We start from the raw sequence: 16,049 nt of genomic DNA, 5'->3' as shown, positions 1-16,049 counted from the left end.
TTACTGAATATTTTCAAAACGAAGAGGCTTTGATGTGTAACTCGTCCACATGAGAAGCCAATGACACAGTGGAAATGACCAGCAAACGAACATGTTTGAACTTACCACGAGAAAATAAGCGAAAATCTCACGTCGTATTTATTTCTAATAAATACCTTACCTACATAGTTCCTGTTTACAGTGTCCTTAGGTTCTCTGAGTAACGAACGTCCCCTATCCCCCCTTCTTAACATACCAACTATTACATATATGTAATAATCATTTTCCATTTAGAGGGATTATCAAATACTAGAGTCACACCTATACTAGCTCCAACAAAACGAGAGAGCGGAAACATTTAAGCTCGACTACTCTTAACGAGTTGAACTTAATTGCACAGTTATCCGCTGTACTGACATATAAAGGAAGCATCCAATGACTATCGAAATCAAACCTGGTCAAACTCATATCCAATCAAAAGCTATGGTTGCTTGGAAAGCGGGCGAGCCACTAAAGCGTGAAACGGTTGACGTTGAACTGCCAAAAGCTGGCGAAGTACTTGTTCGTATCGTTGCGACTGGTGTTTGTCACACTGACGCATTCACATTATCAGGTGACGATCCAGAAGGTATCTTCCCTTCTATTCTTGGTCACGAAGGTGGCGGTATCGTTGAGATGATCGGCGAAGGCGTTACAAGTGTCGAAGTTGGCGACCACGTTATCCCACTTTACACAGCAGAATGTGGCGAATGTAAATTCTGTAAGTCTGGTAAAACTAACCTATGCCAAGCGGTTCGTGAAACGCAAGGTAAAGGCCTAATGCCAGACGGTACAAGCCGCTTCTCTATCAATGGTGAGACAATCTTCCACTACATGGGTTGTTCTACTTTCTCTGAGTACACAGTACTTCCAGAAATCTCACTAGCAAAAGTAAGCAAAGAAGCACCACTTGAAGAAGTTTGTCTTCTAGGTTGTGGCGTTACAACAGGTATGGGCGCGGTACTGAACACAGCTAAAGTTGAAAAAGGCGACAACGTTGCAGTATTCGGCCTTGGTGGTATCGGTCTTTCTGCAATCATTGGTGCTCGCATGGCTGGTGCTGACCGCATCATCGGTGTTGATATCAATGAGAGCAAATTCGAGCTAGCAAAACAGCTTGGCGCGACAGACTGCATCAACCCAATGAACTTCGACAAGCCAATCCAAGACGTTATCGTTGAGATGACCGACGGTGGTGTTGAGTACTCTTTCGAATGTATTGGTAACGTAAACGTGATGCGTCAAGCGCTTGAATGTTGTCACAAAGGTTGGGGCGAATCTGTAATCATCGGTGTTGCAGGCGCAGGTCAAGAGATCTCAACTCGTCCATTCCAACTAGTGACTGGTCGTGTATGGCGTGGTTCTGCTTTCGGTGGTGTTAAAGGCCGCTCTGAGCTTCCAGAAATCGTAAACCGTTACATGGCAGGTGAGTTTGGTCTTCAAGAGTTCATTACTCACACAATGAGCCTTGACGAAGTAAACGACGCATTCGACCTAATGCACAAAGGTGAATCTATCCGTACTGTTTTACACATGGACAGATAATTCTCCTTGGTCTCGGCACCTAGGTGTCAAGACCACAGTTCTGGCTTAAACATCAGAGCGAAACTGTCTTCACCACCTCCTGCCCGGTGGGTGGTAAAACCTCTAGCTTAAGCTATAGAAAACAAATACATAATTTCCGAAACCATCAACCTAACGGAGCACAATAAATGACAATCGAAAACATTAGCCAAGCAAAGGTTGCTGGTGGTTGGCACAAACAATACACCCACTTTTCTGCAACGCTTGACTGCAACATGCGTTTCGCGATTTTCTTGCCACCGAATGCAAGCAAAGAAAACCCAGTACCTGTTTTATATTGGTTATCAGGCCTAACCTGTACCGATGAAAACTTCATGCAAAAAGCCGGCGCATTCAAAGCCGCGGCTGAGCAAGGCATTGCCATTGTTGCCCCAGACACAAGCCCGCGTGGCGAAGGTGTTGCCGACGATGAAAACTACGACTTAGGCCAAGGCGCAGGCTTCTACGTGAATGCTACTCAAGCGCCATGGGACAGCCATTACCACATGTACGATTACGTGGTAACAGAGCTACCAGCGCTGATTGAGTCTTTCTTCCCAGTGACATCAGTGAAATCAATTTCTGGTCACAGCATGGGCGGACATGGTGCACTAACGATTGGCATTAAAAACGAAGATAGCTACCGCTCTATCTCGGCATTCAGCCCAATCACGAACCCAATGCAATGCCCTTGGGGACAGAAAGCATTCAACCAATACTTGGGCTTAGATATTGAAGAGTGGAAGCACTACGATGCCTCTGAGCTTCTAAAAACCAAAGGCACTAAGCTGCCAATGTTGGTAGACCAAGGCGAAGCGGATAACTTCCTGATTGAGCAGCTTAAACCTGAGCAACTAGTCGAAGCGGCTAAGGTAACCAATGCCGATTTAGAGCTACGTATGCAGCCAGGTTACGACCACAGCTACTTCTTCATCTCTAGCTTTATTGATGAGCACATTGAGTTCCACGCGGCTTACCTAAACAAGTAGCGACACCTATTTGGCCCACACCTTGCAAAAGCGTGAGGTGTGGGCTTTTTTGTGCCTGCAATATGAGTTAATCCGCGATTGGCATCGATTAACACTTTCAAACACTCTTGCTATACCAACACAAACAATACAACGACAAAGGTACGAATATGAGCTGGTTTTTCTTGATGATGGGCGTAATGGCTGAAGCACTTTCTCACGTTGCACTTAAAGCCACTGACGGGTTTAGTTTGTCTAAACCAGTACCAGCTTTACTGGTTATCTCAGGGCACTTGGCAGCGTTTCTATTTTTGAGCCAAGCGATGAAGGGAATGCCAGTTGGTGTGGTGCACTCTTTATGGGCAGGTTTAGCTATCGTGACCGTGAGTCTGATTTCTACATTCGTTTACCGCCAGCACCTCGATACCATGGTTTGGATTGGCATGTTACTAGTGGCAGCCGGTGTTGTGATGATCAACCTGTCGCAAGGTCACTCACACTAGTGTAGATAGTGAGTTATTAACAGTGTGTCAATTCGTTCAAACTTCCTAACAGACAGGTGATGCCTTCACTTATTCATACTCTTACAATCAGCAAATCAAACCTGTTACCATAGCGTCTTCAACATCACCTATTTTGAAGGTTGCTATGAAAGCAATTAAGACTCTTTTCTTCCTGATGGTTTTATTGAGCGGTCTGTTTACCGCTTGGCTGTTTATCCCGATTCCAGCAACAATGGACAAGCAAACGCTCGACGTTCCATTGACGGAACCATTCAAGCTTGTGGCGTATCGCAGCAACCCGAATGATGCGAGCAAGCCGCTAACCTACCACTACTATGTGATTTCAGATGTGGTTGGTGTGGACGACATGGACCCGTTTCTAATTACGACAGACCAGTTTGTGAAGCTTGGCGAATTCGACGAGAACACATTCAACCTTACAGTTAACGGCAAGATTGAGAGCTACACCAACGATTTGTGGATCAAGAAAGCCGATGGCAAACTGCAGCACTGGTACGTAAGTATTAATGCCAACTACATTCGTTAAAGTCGGTATACAATAGAATCTATTATTAGACAGCGCTTGACTTCCAAGCGCTGTTTTTGTTTCTCGCCTCTAGCTTAAAACCTTCTCTCACTTTCCACCGACTACTGCCCTTTCCGCTGGAGATACGATAAGCTCAGCCAATGCTCAACGCCCAATAAATCAAAAATAATAAAGGATCACCCGTGGAATTTACGCTCGACAAATTTAACGGCATCATCATTGCCCCGGCAACCGCCCCTCAAGATGCTGATACATTTCATGCCGAACTTAGTGAAATCACCGAATTTTCAAAACAAAATAACAAAAGCATTATTTGGATTAGCTTACCTATTTCGCTCTCGCACCTCATTCCGGTAGCGACCGAACTTGGCTTTGTGTTCCACAACTGTCTAGAAGACGAGATTACGCTGATCCACAAATCCCAAATCGTCGAGTTTGTGCCTTTCATCCCGACCCATACTTTGGGAGCTGGAGCTCTGATCACCAACGGACACAATCAAGTGCTGATGATAAAAGAGCATGGCATGACAGGCTATAAACTACCTGGCGGCCACATTGAACTTGGCGAGGGTATTGAAGAGTCTGTGGTTCGAGAAACCTTGGAAGAGACGGGTATCAAAGCGGAGTTTGTATCGGTGGTTGGCATGGCAACGCGCCACCCATACCAGTTTGGCAAATCGAACCTCTACTTTGTTTGTCACCTTATCGCTCAAACTCAAGATATCGCGATTCAAGACACTGATGAAATTGCAGAAGCTAAATGGGTCGATGTGGAAGAGTTCATCAACAACGCTGAAAACTACCCGTTCAACCGCCAAATGGTTGGTTCTTTGATTGGCAAACAAGGATTAGAGCTTACCCAGTTAGAAGGCAACTACGGCCCAACCCACAAGCCCGAGATCTTCTTTTCGAAAAGCTAGAATACTTCAAACATAAAAACGCCCAACTCACATGAATTGGGCGTTTTGCTTTTAGTTTCTGTTTTTATTCAAGCCGACTGCGTTGTTAATTTTATCTAATTCAGAACGCTATCTTTAGAACATGTCTATTTTAGAAAAGCCTAGTTTAGAAAAAGCCTAACGGATTAGTATCGTAGCTGATCAGCAGGTTCTTGGTGTTTTGATAATGGTCGAGCATCATCTTATGTGTCTCACGCCCAATGCCAGACTTCTTGTAACCACCAAACGCCGCGTGTGCTGGATAAGCATGGTAACAGTTAACCCAAATACGGCCCGCTTCGATATTACGGCCCATTCGGTAAGCAAGGTTTGCATCACGCGTCCATACACCTGCACCCAAGCCATATTCTGTATCGTTAGCAATCTCTAGCGCTTCTGCTTCATCTTTAAAGGTAGTGACCGCGATAACTGGGCCAAAGATCTCTTCTTGGAAGACGCGCATCTTATTGTTGCCTTCGAGCATAGTTGGCTGAATGTAGTAACCATTACCCAGGTCATCTGGTTGCTGCGCAATCTCACCACCAGTGAGCACTTTCGCACCCTCTTGACGACCGATTTCTAGGTAGCTCAAGATCTTATCAAACTGCTCTTTAGAAGCTTGTGCGCCAACTTGAGTATCGGTATCTAGCGGGTTACCTTGTTTAATCGTTTGAGCACGCTCGACCACCTTGGCGATGAACTTGTCGTATACCGATTCATGGATCAACACACGTGATGGACAAGTACACACTTCACCTTGGTTGAAGAACGCAAGCAGCATGCCTTCGACACACTTATCAAGGTATTCGTCTTCATGGTTAAAGATGTCTGGGAAGTAGATATTTGGAGACTTACCGCCAAGCTCAACCGTTGATGGAATTAGGCTTTCTGCGGCACATTTCAAGATGTGGTGGCCGACTTCTGTTGAGCCAGTAAACGCCAACTTCGCCAAACGATCACTGGTTGCTAATGCTTGACCTGCTTCGCTACCAAAACCATTCACAATATTGACTACGCCTGCTGGTAGAAGATCAGCGATCTTCTCCATCATCACCAAAATCGATGTCGGTGTTTGCTCGGCGGGTTTCATCACCACACAACAGCCCGCAGCCAGTGCGGGAGCCAATTTCCAAGCCGCCATTAAAATCGGGAAGTTCCAAGGAATGATCTGCCCCACCACACCAATAGGTTCTGGGAAGTGATAACTTGCGGTGTTTGAATCTAGCTCTGCTGCGCTGCCTTCTTGCGCTCGAATACAGCCAGCAAAGTAACGGAAGTGATCGACAACCAACGGAATGTCCGCCGCTAACGTTTCACGCACAGGCTTGCCGTTTTCCCACGCTTCAGCGACCGCGATTTCTTCTAGGTTCGCTTCAATACGGTCAGCAATTTTAAGTAGGATGTTGGAGCGCTCAGTCACACTGGTCGAAGCCCAGCTAGCACGAGCAGCATGCGCCGCATCAAGTGCCAAGCTAATATCCGCCTCGGTTGAACGTGCCACTTGGCAATACACCTGACCATTCACTGGGGAAGTGTTATCAAAATACTCGCCGCTGACAGGCTTCACCCACTCGCCACCGATAAAGTTATCGTATTGCGCTTTAAAGTTCACCACTGCGTTATCACTACCCGGCTGTGCGTAAATCATAGTTAGATCCTTCTTAGATTTTTAGTCGTTGTTCATTCGTTATTGAGCTTATGTTGTCGAGCTAGCATGGCGGCTTCCCTTGAGAACAGATCTCATGAAAAGAGCTCTAAAAAAGAGTGCCACCATGTTTATGCTTTCTGTTTAAAACACTGATACTTCGTGCTTTCTTCACAACAGTAACAACGCAAATCACACGCCAGAACTTCAAAACTTGTTGTTAATAAATTGTAAAACTATGATTACCAAACGTTTACAACCCAAAGTGAGTTGGCATTGAACGGACGTCTGGAAAGCACTCCAGTGTTCAACTGTTCCAAATTGGTACACCCTCACTGTTACGACATGGAACAGTCATGCACCTTCAACAAGCAAACACCTCAGATTGGCTTTCGTCTTCTTGGCACCGCAGCACAGAAGCGGGTCTAAAACAGAGACGACTTCCCGAAGACATTCGCCTGCCACAATCGATTCTTAAACAGCGACGTCATCAATCTTCGAGCTTAATTCAAATAGTCAAACGTAATGCTCTACCTCTGTTCAACCAGATGTTTGCACGTACCGACAGTCGTTTGATCTTGACTGATATTGAAGGGGTGATTCTGGCTAGTTGGGGACAAGAGCGGTTTAGGGAAAAACTGACTTCGATTGCACTCAGCTCTGGTGCGTGTTGGCAGGAACAACTCAAAGGCACCAACGCCATCGGCACGGCGATTGTAGAAGCTAAACCCGTGACTATCATTGGTGAACAGCACTTCATCCACCAGCATCGATTTATCAGCTGTTCAGCGAGCCCAGTATTTGATCACCAAGGAAACATGGTTGGCGTCTTGGACATTACCAGTGAGCAGCAACAACACGACAGTTCGGTACAGCTGCTCGTTCAAAATATGGTTCAGCTTATTGAGAACCAGCTATTGAGCCATATCCCACAAGGCACGACTCGTATTGATCTCGCGTGCGATAAATCGCTACTGCACAGCGGTTGGCAAGGGATTGTGATAGCCAACGAAGCTGGAGAGGTGGTCGCGCACAATCAGGTCGCCTCTCAACTGTTGGATCAAACCTCGATCGTCGGTGAGCGTATCGATACTCTCTTCAACCGAACTTCAATAGATGCACCCTTTGTGTTTGAAAAACAGCATCTAAAGCGCCCAACAGCCAAGCGCATACGCTCTATTTCCGCATCGTGTGATTTACACCATGGTGAACAACAGATAGAACACGCTTGGCAGCAGGCCAATAAGGTTATCGACAAAGGCATTAGCCTATTAATCCTAGGAGAAACAGGTGTCGGCAAGGGTGAGTTTGTTAAGGCGTTACACAAGCAAAGCCAACGTAAATCGTCGCCCTTAGTGGCGGTGAATTGTGGAGCACTACCGAAAGATCTGATCGAATCAGAACTGTTTGGCTACGCACCGGGGGCTTTTACTGGCGCGAGTCACAAAGGATTCCAAGGTAAGATCCGTCAAGCGGATAAAGGCATTCTATTTCTAGATGAGATCGCCGACATGCCTTTAGAAGCTCAGTGCCGACTGCTGCATGTTCTGCAAGACAAATCCGTGGTGCCAGTTGGTTCCAATCAAAGCTACCAAGTCGATTGCCAGATCATCGCTGCCACTCACAAAAACCTCGAGCAGTTAGTCGCAACAGGTGAGTTTAGGCAAGACCTGTATTATAGACTCAATGGCTTGGCCTTTACCTTGCCAAGCTTGCAACAACGACAAGATAAGCATGCTTTAATCGAGTATATTCATCGTAAATACGCCGAAGCTGAGCAGTCAATTTGCCCGTACCTGATGAGTTTATTGTGCGCCTATTCCTGGCCGGGCAATATCCGCGAGTTAGACAACCTACTTAAAGTCGCCGCTTTACTAGCAAGTGATGAACCACAACTTACACTCGAGCACGTACCGAACCATCTTGCTCAACACCTTATCTCTTTAGCTCAAGATAGCCATCATCAGGTTACTGCTTCTCGTATACTCGAAGGTAAGCCAAATGCTGATTTAAGAAGCACCGTTGAAGAAACCTTGTTGCAAACTTATCAAGCCAACCAAGGCAACATCAGTAAGACTTCGCGAATACTGGGTATCAGCCGTAATACCATTTATCGAAAACTGAAGAGCTTGGGAATCCTTTAGTAGGAAGATGAGCCTAAGCTAATCAGAGTCCAACTCGACAAGTTGATTGAGCACTTCTTTATCTAACACGGGATGATGCTTGCTCGCTAAGATCAACACAATATCCACCGAAGGTAACGGCGGCATATCTTGAAGAACTTTTAAATCCGGAGTCACGCTGAGCTTACCCATTGCACCAATCGCTAGGCCTGCTTTTACTATCGCGCGCTGCGCCGAAGCGGTATTGCTGCAAGCCAACAGTTGATAAGGCGTGCCCTGTTTAGCTAAGCCATTTACCGCGGCTGCGTGGTACTTACAATCCGTTTGGAACAGAGCTAATGGCACAGGCTTGGAATTATCAAACGCATAGTCAGGGCTGCTTATCCAAACACCCACATCATGTGTAAGCCAATAACCCTCTTCGCTGTCGGGCGCTCGGGTGACAATTGCGGCATCGAGTCTGCCATCATCCAACCACTCTCTCAGCGTAATGCTCGGTAGGCTAAATATTTGAATGGAACAGGTAGGTTCTGCTTGTTGTAACAGGCGAATCACTTTCGGCAGAATGGTGTCGTTGTAATCTTCAGGGCAGCCGAGTCGTAGAGGTTGTTTGTCTTCGTAACGCTTTACTTGCTTTAGCGCGGTATTGTGGAGTGCGACCAGCTGCTCCGCATGAGAGCGCAGCGCCAAGCCCGCTTCAGTGAGTATTAAGTTACGCCCTTCTTTCTGGAAAAGAGTCACGTTAAGTTCCTCTTCCAGTTTACGCATCTGCGCACTAAACGCTGATTGGGTGCGATTGATCTGTTTCGCAGCACGCGTGAAGCTGCTGGTTTCCACGAACGCGAGAAAGCCTCGCAGAGCATCAATATCCATGCTGAATTAACCACCCATCGTTTTTATTAATGTAATACATCAAAATTATCCGTTAGTTCGCCGCAATACAATCCCTTAAGCTCAAAAGCATATTCACCCAACACAGGGAAGCATCTATGCAGCTTTATATTGGAAACCAAAACTACTCTACTTGGTCACTGCGCGCTTGGCTAATCTTCGATAATTACAACCTGAATGCCGAAGTCATCAAACTCAAGCTTTTCACCTCTGATTTCTACGACACGTTAGCGAAAGTGACACCAACGGCTAAGGTTCCAACTCTGGTCGATGGTTATATCGCGGTGTGGGATTCATTGGCGATTCTCGAATACATTAACGAAACCTATTTAGACGGTGCTGCATGGCCTGAATCACGCGAAGAACGCGCTCTAGCCAGAGCAATTGCTGCAGAAATGCATTCGGGTTTTTCTGATGTAAGAAATGAAATGCCGATGAACTGCCGAGCAAGAAGAACACTCTCACTTAGTGAAGGCGCGCTTAAAGATATCGCTCGTATCGACCAAATATGGTCCACGCAAATGGAAAAATACCCAGAGGGTTGGTTGTTTGGTGAATGGTCGATTGCAGATGCGATGTTTGCCCCTGTCGCCATCCGAGTACAAACTTACGGCATTGAGCTTTCTGAAAAAGCAGCACTGTACCAACAACGCGTGCTTAACAGCGCATCAATACAAAAATGGCAAGCAGAAGCAAGTCTAGAAACCGATGTAGTAGAAGAGGATGAGGCGGGCAAGCCTGTTTAGATAAATCAATATGAGTCTCGATAGTGCATCGAGACTCATTCGTTGTTAAGTGGCTAACTAGTGAATTAGTTAATTAACCAGAAGGGGTTCACTAGAGCGCGTTTTCTCACAGTATGTTGTTCAACAGCTCACTAAATCTAGACGCTATCCACTGATGCGAAGCGGATGTAAATGTACGTTGATGCTGCAATAAATAGAGATCTACGTGATATTGTTTACTGTCTACGAAATCGTAAATGTCCACAAACCGACTATCGAAATCCGGTAGTGAACTCAGCGCGTTCATACCAAAAATCACCGCATCTGAGCGTGATGCAATCTCCATTAACACATGAGTTTGAGTACTTCTAAGTTTTGGTCGTTTATCGCTTTCAAGCTCTAACAATATTTGCTGAAGAGGCGTGTTAAATGCTTGTTTGTGGTCTTCTTCCACATTCATCGCGAGCACCGGGTATCGCATGATTTCATCTAACGTAGCGTTTCTCCCCACTAGAGGATGGTCCCTCCGAACAAACAGCTTGGGATAAATGGTTCCTAACTTTGTCGCTTGGTATTTTTGATCTAGCGAACTCGAATAATGAATCGCAAAATCTAATTTCCCCTTATCAAGTAAATCATAAGGGTTACTTTTCGCTGCCATTTCTATCAAGTTCACATCCGGAGCTTCGTCAAATAGTCCCAAAGCCAAATTAGGAAGAATGGTACTGCCCAGAAAAGTAGGCAAGGAGATCGAAAACGTATCATTACATTCTCGCGGATCAAATTGATTACGCTGAAACAACGCACTTAGCTGTGGCAGAATGTGTTGCAATTCTTTGCCTAACTCTAATGATTTTGCTGTCGGTGTCAGGCCTGTCGATGTTCGAATAAAGAGAGGATCATCGAACGTTTCTCTCAACCGTTTCAAGCTTCGGCTCATGGCTGATTGCGAAACAAACAACGCCTTAGCAGCATTGGTGACATTACGTTCTTTAAGCAACGTATCAAAGGCCACCAGTAGATTTAAGTCGACTCGATTCAACTGATATGAAATATCTTTTTGCATAAGCCCTCTAGCTAGATTGAACAATGACATTGTTTAGAACGAAATAACCATAACATGAAAAGATACCCCCAGTTAAAGGGGTACCCAATCTAGATTAGATTTCTATTCTACTTTGATAGAATCACTTGTTTACTTTAATAAAGTCACTTGGCTTCCATGAATTATCAAACCATTTTTCTGTCGGTGAATACATGCGGAAGATGATATTAAAACCCTTACCTTCCGTCGTTTGAACCCAATTATTTTCCATTCCTTTCGGTGCATTGGGAGCAAAGTGTATGGTTATAGAACCATCGACATTTTTCTGAATACTGTCACTCAAACCATCAATACCCGCAGACTTTTGATCCGTTTCTAACATAGAACGCGTCTGGTTATCGTAGATCATAAATGACCAAAACTTCTCTACTGGCGCATTTGGCGGCAGTGTCACCGTGTAATGTTGACTACCATCCAGTACTTCCTTGTTTGCATCACGTGTCGCCAATAAGTAATCCGACCCTTTGCCTACGGTTTTTGTCACCATATCAGGGGTAATACCCGTCGCCATGAAGTGGAAGGTGGCTCGCATGTCAGAGTCAATCACGCCATTCGCGTCTTTAAATTCATGGCCAGAGACTAACGGAGTAAACCATTGTCTATCATCGTAGCGGAACATTTCCTCTTTAGGATGAAAGTAGGTTGAGCGCGCTTCAGCCGTTGCTATTTTTGCCGCTTCCGACAGTATTTGCTGCATGCGTTTATTAGGAGCAAACTCCTGACCTTTTTCTATCCCGATATCTTTGGCTAGCGACAGCCATTCAGCATCAAAAATAGCCGTAGGCTCATATTGAATCAATGCGTTGATTTCATCATAAAACGTCGCGTCCATTGCATGAATGGTGTTGTAGTCGACACCTGAAATGTTCATGAACTCTGTCTTATCTTCTTCTCCATACGGGTAAAGCTTGGTGGTCGCTTTTAATGCTTCAATGCTTTCTTTCATCTCTTCTGGAGAGCTCACAAGGCGAAGTAATAACCAGTGTTGGTAGCCTTCACTGACAATCTCAATGTACCCCTCTGGTACTTCACCTTTCCATGATGAATGACGGATAAAGTACTTACCTGATTTAGCGACATTGTCTGGGTGAGTAACACCAATTCTGTCTACATATTTAAATGCAGCATTGTCGAGCAAACCAAGTACTGGAGTGGGAATATCCAAAATGACCGGACCATTTCTTACATCAATTTCTGATGTGATATACGGTGTGGTCGTATTCGCTGTTAACCAAAGGCTATTCGCGTCTAGATTATCTTCAGAAATTGCGATGGTTTGATTCGGCTTCATGCCGATGCTTTCGTGCCCCAACAATAATCCTTGTATTGAAGCAACTGGGATACCAGATAGAAAGACACGAACGGCGTTGGATACTTGAACGAAATCTTGAACCTTGGTGTGTGTTTCGGCTGTCGGCGCGCCATCGGTATAATTCAGTTCACCTAGATAGGTAGACTCAACCTTATTTGGCGTGATGATGCTCTCTGGCACTTGTGCACTAAATTTAGGCTCAGCAAATGCGAAAGACGAACAACCTAAAGTAATCAGCAACGTAGCAATAATCGATTTTTTCATAATAGTTTCTCTTGTCTAAAGTGATTCACATAGCCTAGGCCGCACCAATTGATATTCTTCGCTTAGGTGTCACGCTCTAGGCTATTTATTTCCAGAAACGGGTTAGCGTTTATTGCTGGTTAGCCACTGATTTTTTCCATGTCTTCTAGCATCCAGTTTTTAAAGAACGTCTTCGATGTTGGACGGTAAAGTCGGAACAGTAAGAAGTAATCTTCACCACCGGTAGGAACCCAGTTTTCCTCTTGTCCTTTTGGTGCTTCTGGACCGAAGTACAAATCGTAAGAACCATCTAGATTCTTTTTCATCGAGTCCGCGTTTCGAGAAGAGAGACCAACTCGGTCGACACCTTTCACGAAGTTCTTGGTTTCCATGTTGTAAACAATGGCAGACCAGAAATCCTCGACTGGAGTATCCGCTGGCACATTAAGCTTGTATGTCGCTTTGCCATCTAACATCTCACCTTTTGAATCACGCAAACCCGTTAGATAAAAGGTTGAACCGCCGAGTTGCTTCGGCAAGTAAGTCACGTAGAAATACGACGCTGCTCGCTTATCGACTAACACCTCATCTTCATCCACAAAGGGAAAGCCAAGCTGAGCTTGAGGACCAAAATTCCAGAAAGACCATTGCGATAGAGGCTTACCATTTTCATCTTTCCATAACGCACTCACCGTCTGTTCTGGCTCTACAAATTTCGATTGCATGTGTGCATAAGCCATCAATACACCTTCACGTATCGCTTTTTTCTGCTCATCTGTTGGGTCGAATTTTTTGCCTTTTTCGATACCAAGATCCTTTAGCAATGACGCCATCGCCTTGTCTTGAGCTCTGACCGGGTTCTCTTGGATAACGTCATTGATGTCTTGAAAGAACGTCTCGTTGTAATACGGGAGACTGTCATACGCGACTTCCGTTGCATCTAAGTAGTCCGTCTTTGGTGGGTTTTCAGCATCAACAAGATTATAGATTTTGATTTTCTTCGCGTAGTTACCCGCATCTAAATCTGTCGCACCATTAGTTAACGATGGTCTGAATGAAAAACCATACAGATAAGTGTCGGTTTCAAATACTAGATAACCTTGGCTTTCTAGCGCTTGCTTCGAACCAAACTCGTTGTTGTAACCTGGCGGTAAAAAGAGATATTTGCCCCCTTCACCTTCATCAGCACCTTTGAAGCCAACGTCCGTGATCGGCACCTCCCACTGGTTCACAACCGAGCCAAAGTAATTCACTTTGTCTGTTGCTGCAGGCACTTCAATAACGACTGGGCCATTTTTAGAGGTTGTGGTTGCCCAAGCATAAGCTGTGGTGTCATTGGCAGTGAGGAACCCCTTTTCTGAGCCGAAAGGTTCGTTCACGTAAACCACGTCATTGTAGTCGCCATTCAAATCACGACGGGTTGCTTTCAAAAAATCAATCTGAGTAACGGCAGGCATATAGTGAATAGCCGTTTGAGTGGCACGCTGCACCATCATTTTGTACTCAAGATTTTCAATCTGTGATGCGCGAACAAGGATGTCGTCGGTATCATCAAACGATTGAGAATGGACAGGCATTGTGCTGATAGTGAGTAGCGAAGCTAATAGAAGTTTTTTCATGTTGAGCATATCTCTTCGTAAAGGTGAAACATTCAATTGTTTAAAAAACATCCTTTGTTTGAACCGAGTATACGAACGCGACCAAAATTCATCCAATGACTTATAGTCATTACTAATTATTCGAATTCTGGATAATGCTAGATGAGATTCGATTAACTCAATGGCTTGCGAACCATCCCCTCTAAAGTGCTTTAATTTGATCGATTGTGATCGCCGAATCACAATGTGCAGACCTGATTGTTTATATTCAAATAAATTCAAATCATTAAGATAAACATCATGTTACGAGCAACCATCGCATTACTCAGCGTGACCAGTTTCGCTGTATCTGCCAATGTCCCCCTTCCGTCTGGAGAAGACTGGATCAATCATGCTTCAGAAGGGCTTGCACCTTATTGGTTAATGCCTAGCGCGCAGGGAGAACCGATAGGCAACTTCCCAACTTTCCGCTGTGATGATGGAACACTCCTCGATGTTTCTAACGTTTGTCCTGAGTTAGACAAAGGATGGATCACGCCGCACTTTGGCAAAGAGTTCACGCGTATGAAATCGCGTCAAACCTATGCCTATGGCGCGCTTTATCATCTTACAGGCGATAAGCAGGCATTAGAGCTAGCCAAGCAAGGGGCTTACTACCTTATTGAACAGCTAGAAGACAAGCAAAATGGCGGCTTCATTGGCTACACAAAAGAGGGAAAAGCAGGCCAGGATTGGCAGCAACGTACCTCTCAAGATCAAGCGTATGCGTTGGTCGGCCTTGCCATGTACTACTACCTGACCCAAGACAAAAAGGTAGAACAGGCACTCATCGCCCAACAATCTTTTATCTTTGATAAATATCGGCTTAGCGACAACAGCGGTCTTGCATGGGTACTTTCTGACGGTGAGGATGGCAGTGCAGAACGACGCGAGCTTGTCGCACAACTTGATCAAATTAACGGTTACATGTTGTTAGTCGCCCCTCTACTGCAAGAGCCTGTTAAATCAAAATGGCTTGATGACTTACACTGGCTCACGCAAGCCATGATTGATCACTATCACTCTGAAGATGAACATCGATTCTACGGTGCAATTCACGACAAAGCAGCGATGATGCCGAATGCCAATCACAACGATTTTGGGCACACTATCAAAGCGTATTGGATGACCTACCTAACCGGTCATGCATTAGAAAATGCAGAATGGTCGCAGTTTGGTTTGGGTGGCATGAAACACACTCTCGCTCAGGCGCAATATCAAAAAGACTTTGCCAATGTATCCAACTACTTTGGTGAGCAGCTTCAGAGCGCATGGAAAGGACAAGAGATTACTGGCTGGCAAAGCAGACCGAACACAAACTGGGCTTCATCATGGGAATGGGCAGAGCTCGACCAAGCTGCGATGACGGTATCGCTTATCGATGGTTCAATGACAGAAGTCCTGCAATACACCTTACCTACCTTTCATGATGTGTGGGTTGATCATCAATACGGAGGCGTAGGGCTTGAACCTAAGCGCACCAAGGCTTTTCATTGGGGCAATGGCTACCATCAATTTGAGCACGCTTTGATTGGCTATTTATACGCTCAGCAAGTTGCTGCTAAGCCAGCAACCCTTTACTACGCTAGAGGAGCTAACAGCGAAATGCCAATGGAACCGTATTACTATCAAGGAGATGTAGTTAAGCTGGAGAATCAAGGCGATGGAACGCAGAAGGTCAGTTTCAATAACATTCGGCCTTAGCGTTAGTTGCTTGCTCTGAATGAACTTGAGATTCAGGGGAATGGACAAGGTCAAAGAGCTAACACAATAGTGATGTCGCAGACCAAACAAAAGCCGCTATTGATCAGCGGCTTTCTTGATGGAGATA

Annotated in this window: 13 protein-coding genes; 8 read left to right on the top strand and 5 right to left on the bottom strand. The window is 45.2% G+C overall.

Annotated features, from left to right (window positions below; all coding sequences use genetic code 11):
* The first annotated feature begins 414 nt into the window (after positions 1 to 414).
* From OC193_RS24020 to OC193_RS24000, 5 genes are all read left to right on the top strand, one after another.
* Positions 415 to 1,563 (top strand): S-(hydroxymethyl)glutathione dehydrogenase/class III alcohol dehydrogenase, encoded by a 1,149-nt coding sequence (locus OC193_RS24020; protein ID WP_008218064.1) that lies wholly within the window; start codon positions 415 to 417, stop codon positions 1,561 to 1,563.
* Positions 1,564 to 1,730: 167 nt separating this feature from the next.
* A complete protein-coding gene (fghA, locus tag OC193_RS24015; protein WP_048658978.1) occupies positions 1,731 to 2,570 on the top strand; it encodes an S-formylglutathione hydrolase in 840 nt (279 codons plus the stop codon).
* 149 nt (positions 2,571 to 2,719) lie between these two features.
* Positions 2,720 to 3,052 (top strand): DMT family transporter, encoded by a 333-nt coding sequence (locus OC193_RS24010; protein ID WP_048658977.1) that lies wholly within the window; start codon positions 2,720 to 2,722, stop codon positions 3,050 to 3,052.
* 145 nt (positions 3,053 to 3,197) lie between these two features.
* The gene (locus OC193_RS24005; protein WP_048663815.1) at positions 3,198 to 3,599 is read left to right on the top strand and encodes a hypothetical protein; all 402 of its coding nucleotides are present in this window, start codon (positions 3,198 to 3,200) and stop codon (positions 3,597 to 3,599) included.
* 182 nt (positions 3,600 to 3,781) lie between these two features.
* Positions 3,782 to 4,519 carry an NUDIX hydrolase gene (locus OC193_RS24000; protein ID WP_048663817.1) on the top strand — a complete coding sequence of 246 codons (738 nt, stop codon included), beginning with the start codon at positions 3,782 to 3,784 and terminating at the stop codon, positions 4,517 to 4,519.
* 145 nt (positions 4,520 to 4,664) lie between these two features.
* On the opposite strand, the gene exaC is transcribed toward OC193_RS24000, so the two are convergent.
* Positions 4,665 to 6,185: an acetaldehyde dehydrogenase ExaC gene (gene exaC, locus OC193_RS23995; RefSeq protein ID WP_048663818.1), complete on the bottom strand. Its 1,521-nt coding sequence runs from the start codon at positions 6,183 to 6,185 to the stop codon at positions 4,665 to 4,667.
* Positions 6,186 to 6,538: 353 nt separating this feature from the next.
* Between exaC and OC193_RS23990 the strand changes: the two genes are divergently transcribed.
* Positions 6,539 to 8,326, top strand: a complete 1,788-nt coding sequence (locus tag OC193_RS23990; RefSeq protein ID WP_048663820.1) for a sigma-54-dependent Fis family transcriptional regulator — start codon at positions 6,539 to 6,541, stop codon at positions 8,324 to 8,326.
* Between the two features lie 18 nt (positions 8,327 to 8,344).
* Here OC193_RS23990 and OC193_RS23985 read toward each other — a convergent pair whose 3' ends face one another.
* Positions 8,345 to 9,178, bottom strand: coding sequence for a LysR family transcriptional regulator (locus OC193_RS23985; RefSeq protein ID WP_048658971.1), 834 nt, complete (start codon positions 9,176 to 9,178; stop codon positions 8,345 to 8,347).
* Positions 9,179 to 9,294: 116 nt separating this feature from the next.
* Between OC193_RS23985 and OC193_RS23980 the strand changes: the two genes are divergently transcribed.
* A complete protein-coding gene (locus OC193_RS23980) occupies positions 9,295 to 9,942 on the top strand; it encodes a glutathione S-transferase family protein (protein ID WP_048658970.1) in 648 nt (215 codons plus the stop codon).
* A gap of 106 nt (positions 9,943 to 10,048) precedes the next feature.
* On the opposite strand, the gene OC193_RS23975 is transcribed toward OC193_RS23980, so the two are convergent.
* From OC193_RS23975 to OC193_RS23965, 3 genes are all read right to left on the bottom strand, one after another.
* Positions 10,049 to 10,987, bottom strand: a complete 939-nt coding sequence (locus tag OC193_RS23975; RefSeq protein WP_048658969.1) for a LysR family transcriptional regulator — start codon at positions 10,985 to 10,987, stop codon at positions 10,049 to 10,051.
* Positions 10,988 to 11,108: 121 nt separating this feature from the next.
* Positions 11,109 to 12,602, bottom strand: coding sequence for a DUF1254 domain-containing protein (locus OC193_RS23970; protein ID WP_048663822.1), 1,494 nt, complete (start codon positions 12,600 to 12,602; stop codon positions 11,109 to 11,111).
* 119 nt (positions 12,603 to 12,721) lie between these two features.
* Positions 12,722 to 14,200, bottom strand: coding sequence for a DUF1214 domain-containing protein (locus OC193_RS23965; protein WP_048663977.1), 1,479 nt, complete (start codon positions 14,198 to 14,200; stop codon positions 12,722 to 12,724).
* A gap of 279 nt (positions 14,201 to 14,479) precedes the next feature.
* On the opposite strand from OC193_RS23965, the gene OC193_RS23960 reads away from it, so the two are divergent.
* On the top strand, positions 14,480 to 15,922 hold the full coding sequence (locus tag OC193_RS23960; RefSeq protein ID WP_048663825.1) for an AGE family epimerase/isomerase: 1,443 nt from the start codon (positions 14,480 to 14,482) through the stop codon (positions 15,920 to 15,922).
* Positions 15,923 to 16,049 lie beyond the last annotated feature (127 nt).

It is taken from the genome of Vibrio crassostreae, assembly GCF_024347415.1.
GTDB lineage: Bacteria > Pseudomonadota > Gammaproteobacteria > Enterobacterales > Vibrionaceae > Vibrio > Vibrio crassostreae.
Note: the sequence above shows the minus strand (reverse complement) of the source record. Positions and strands in the feature narration are given on the sequence as shown.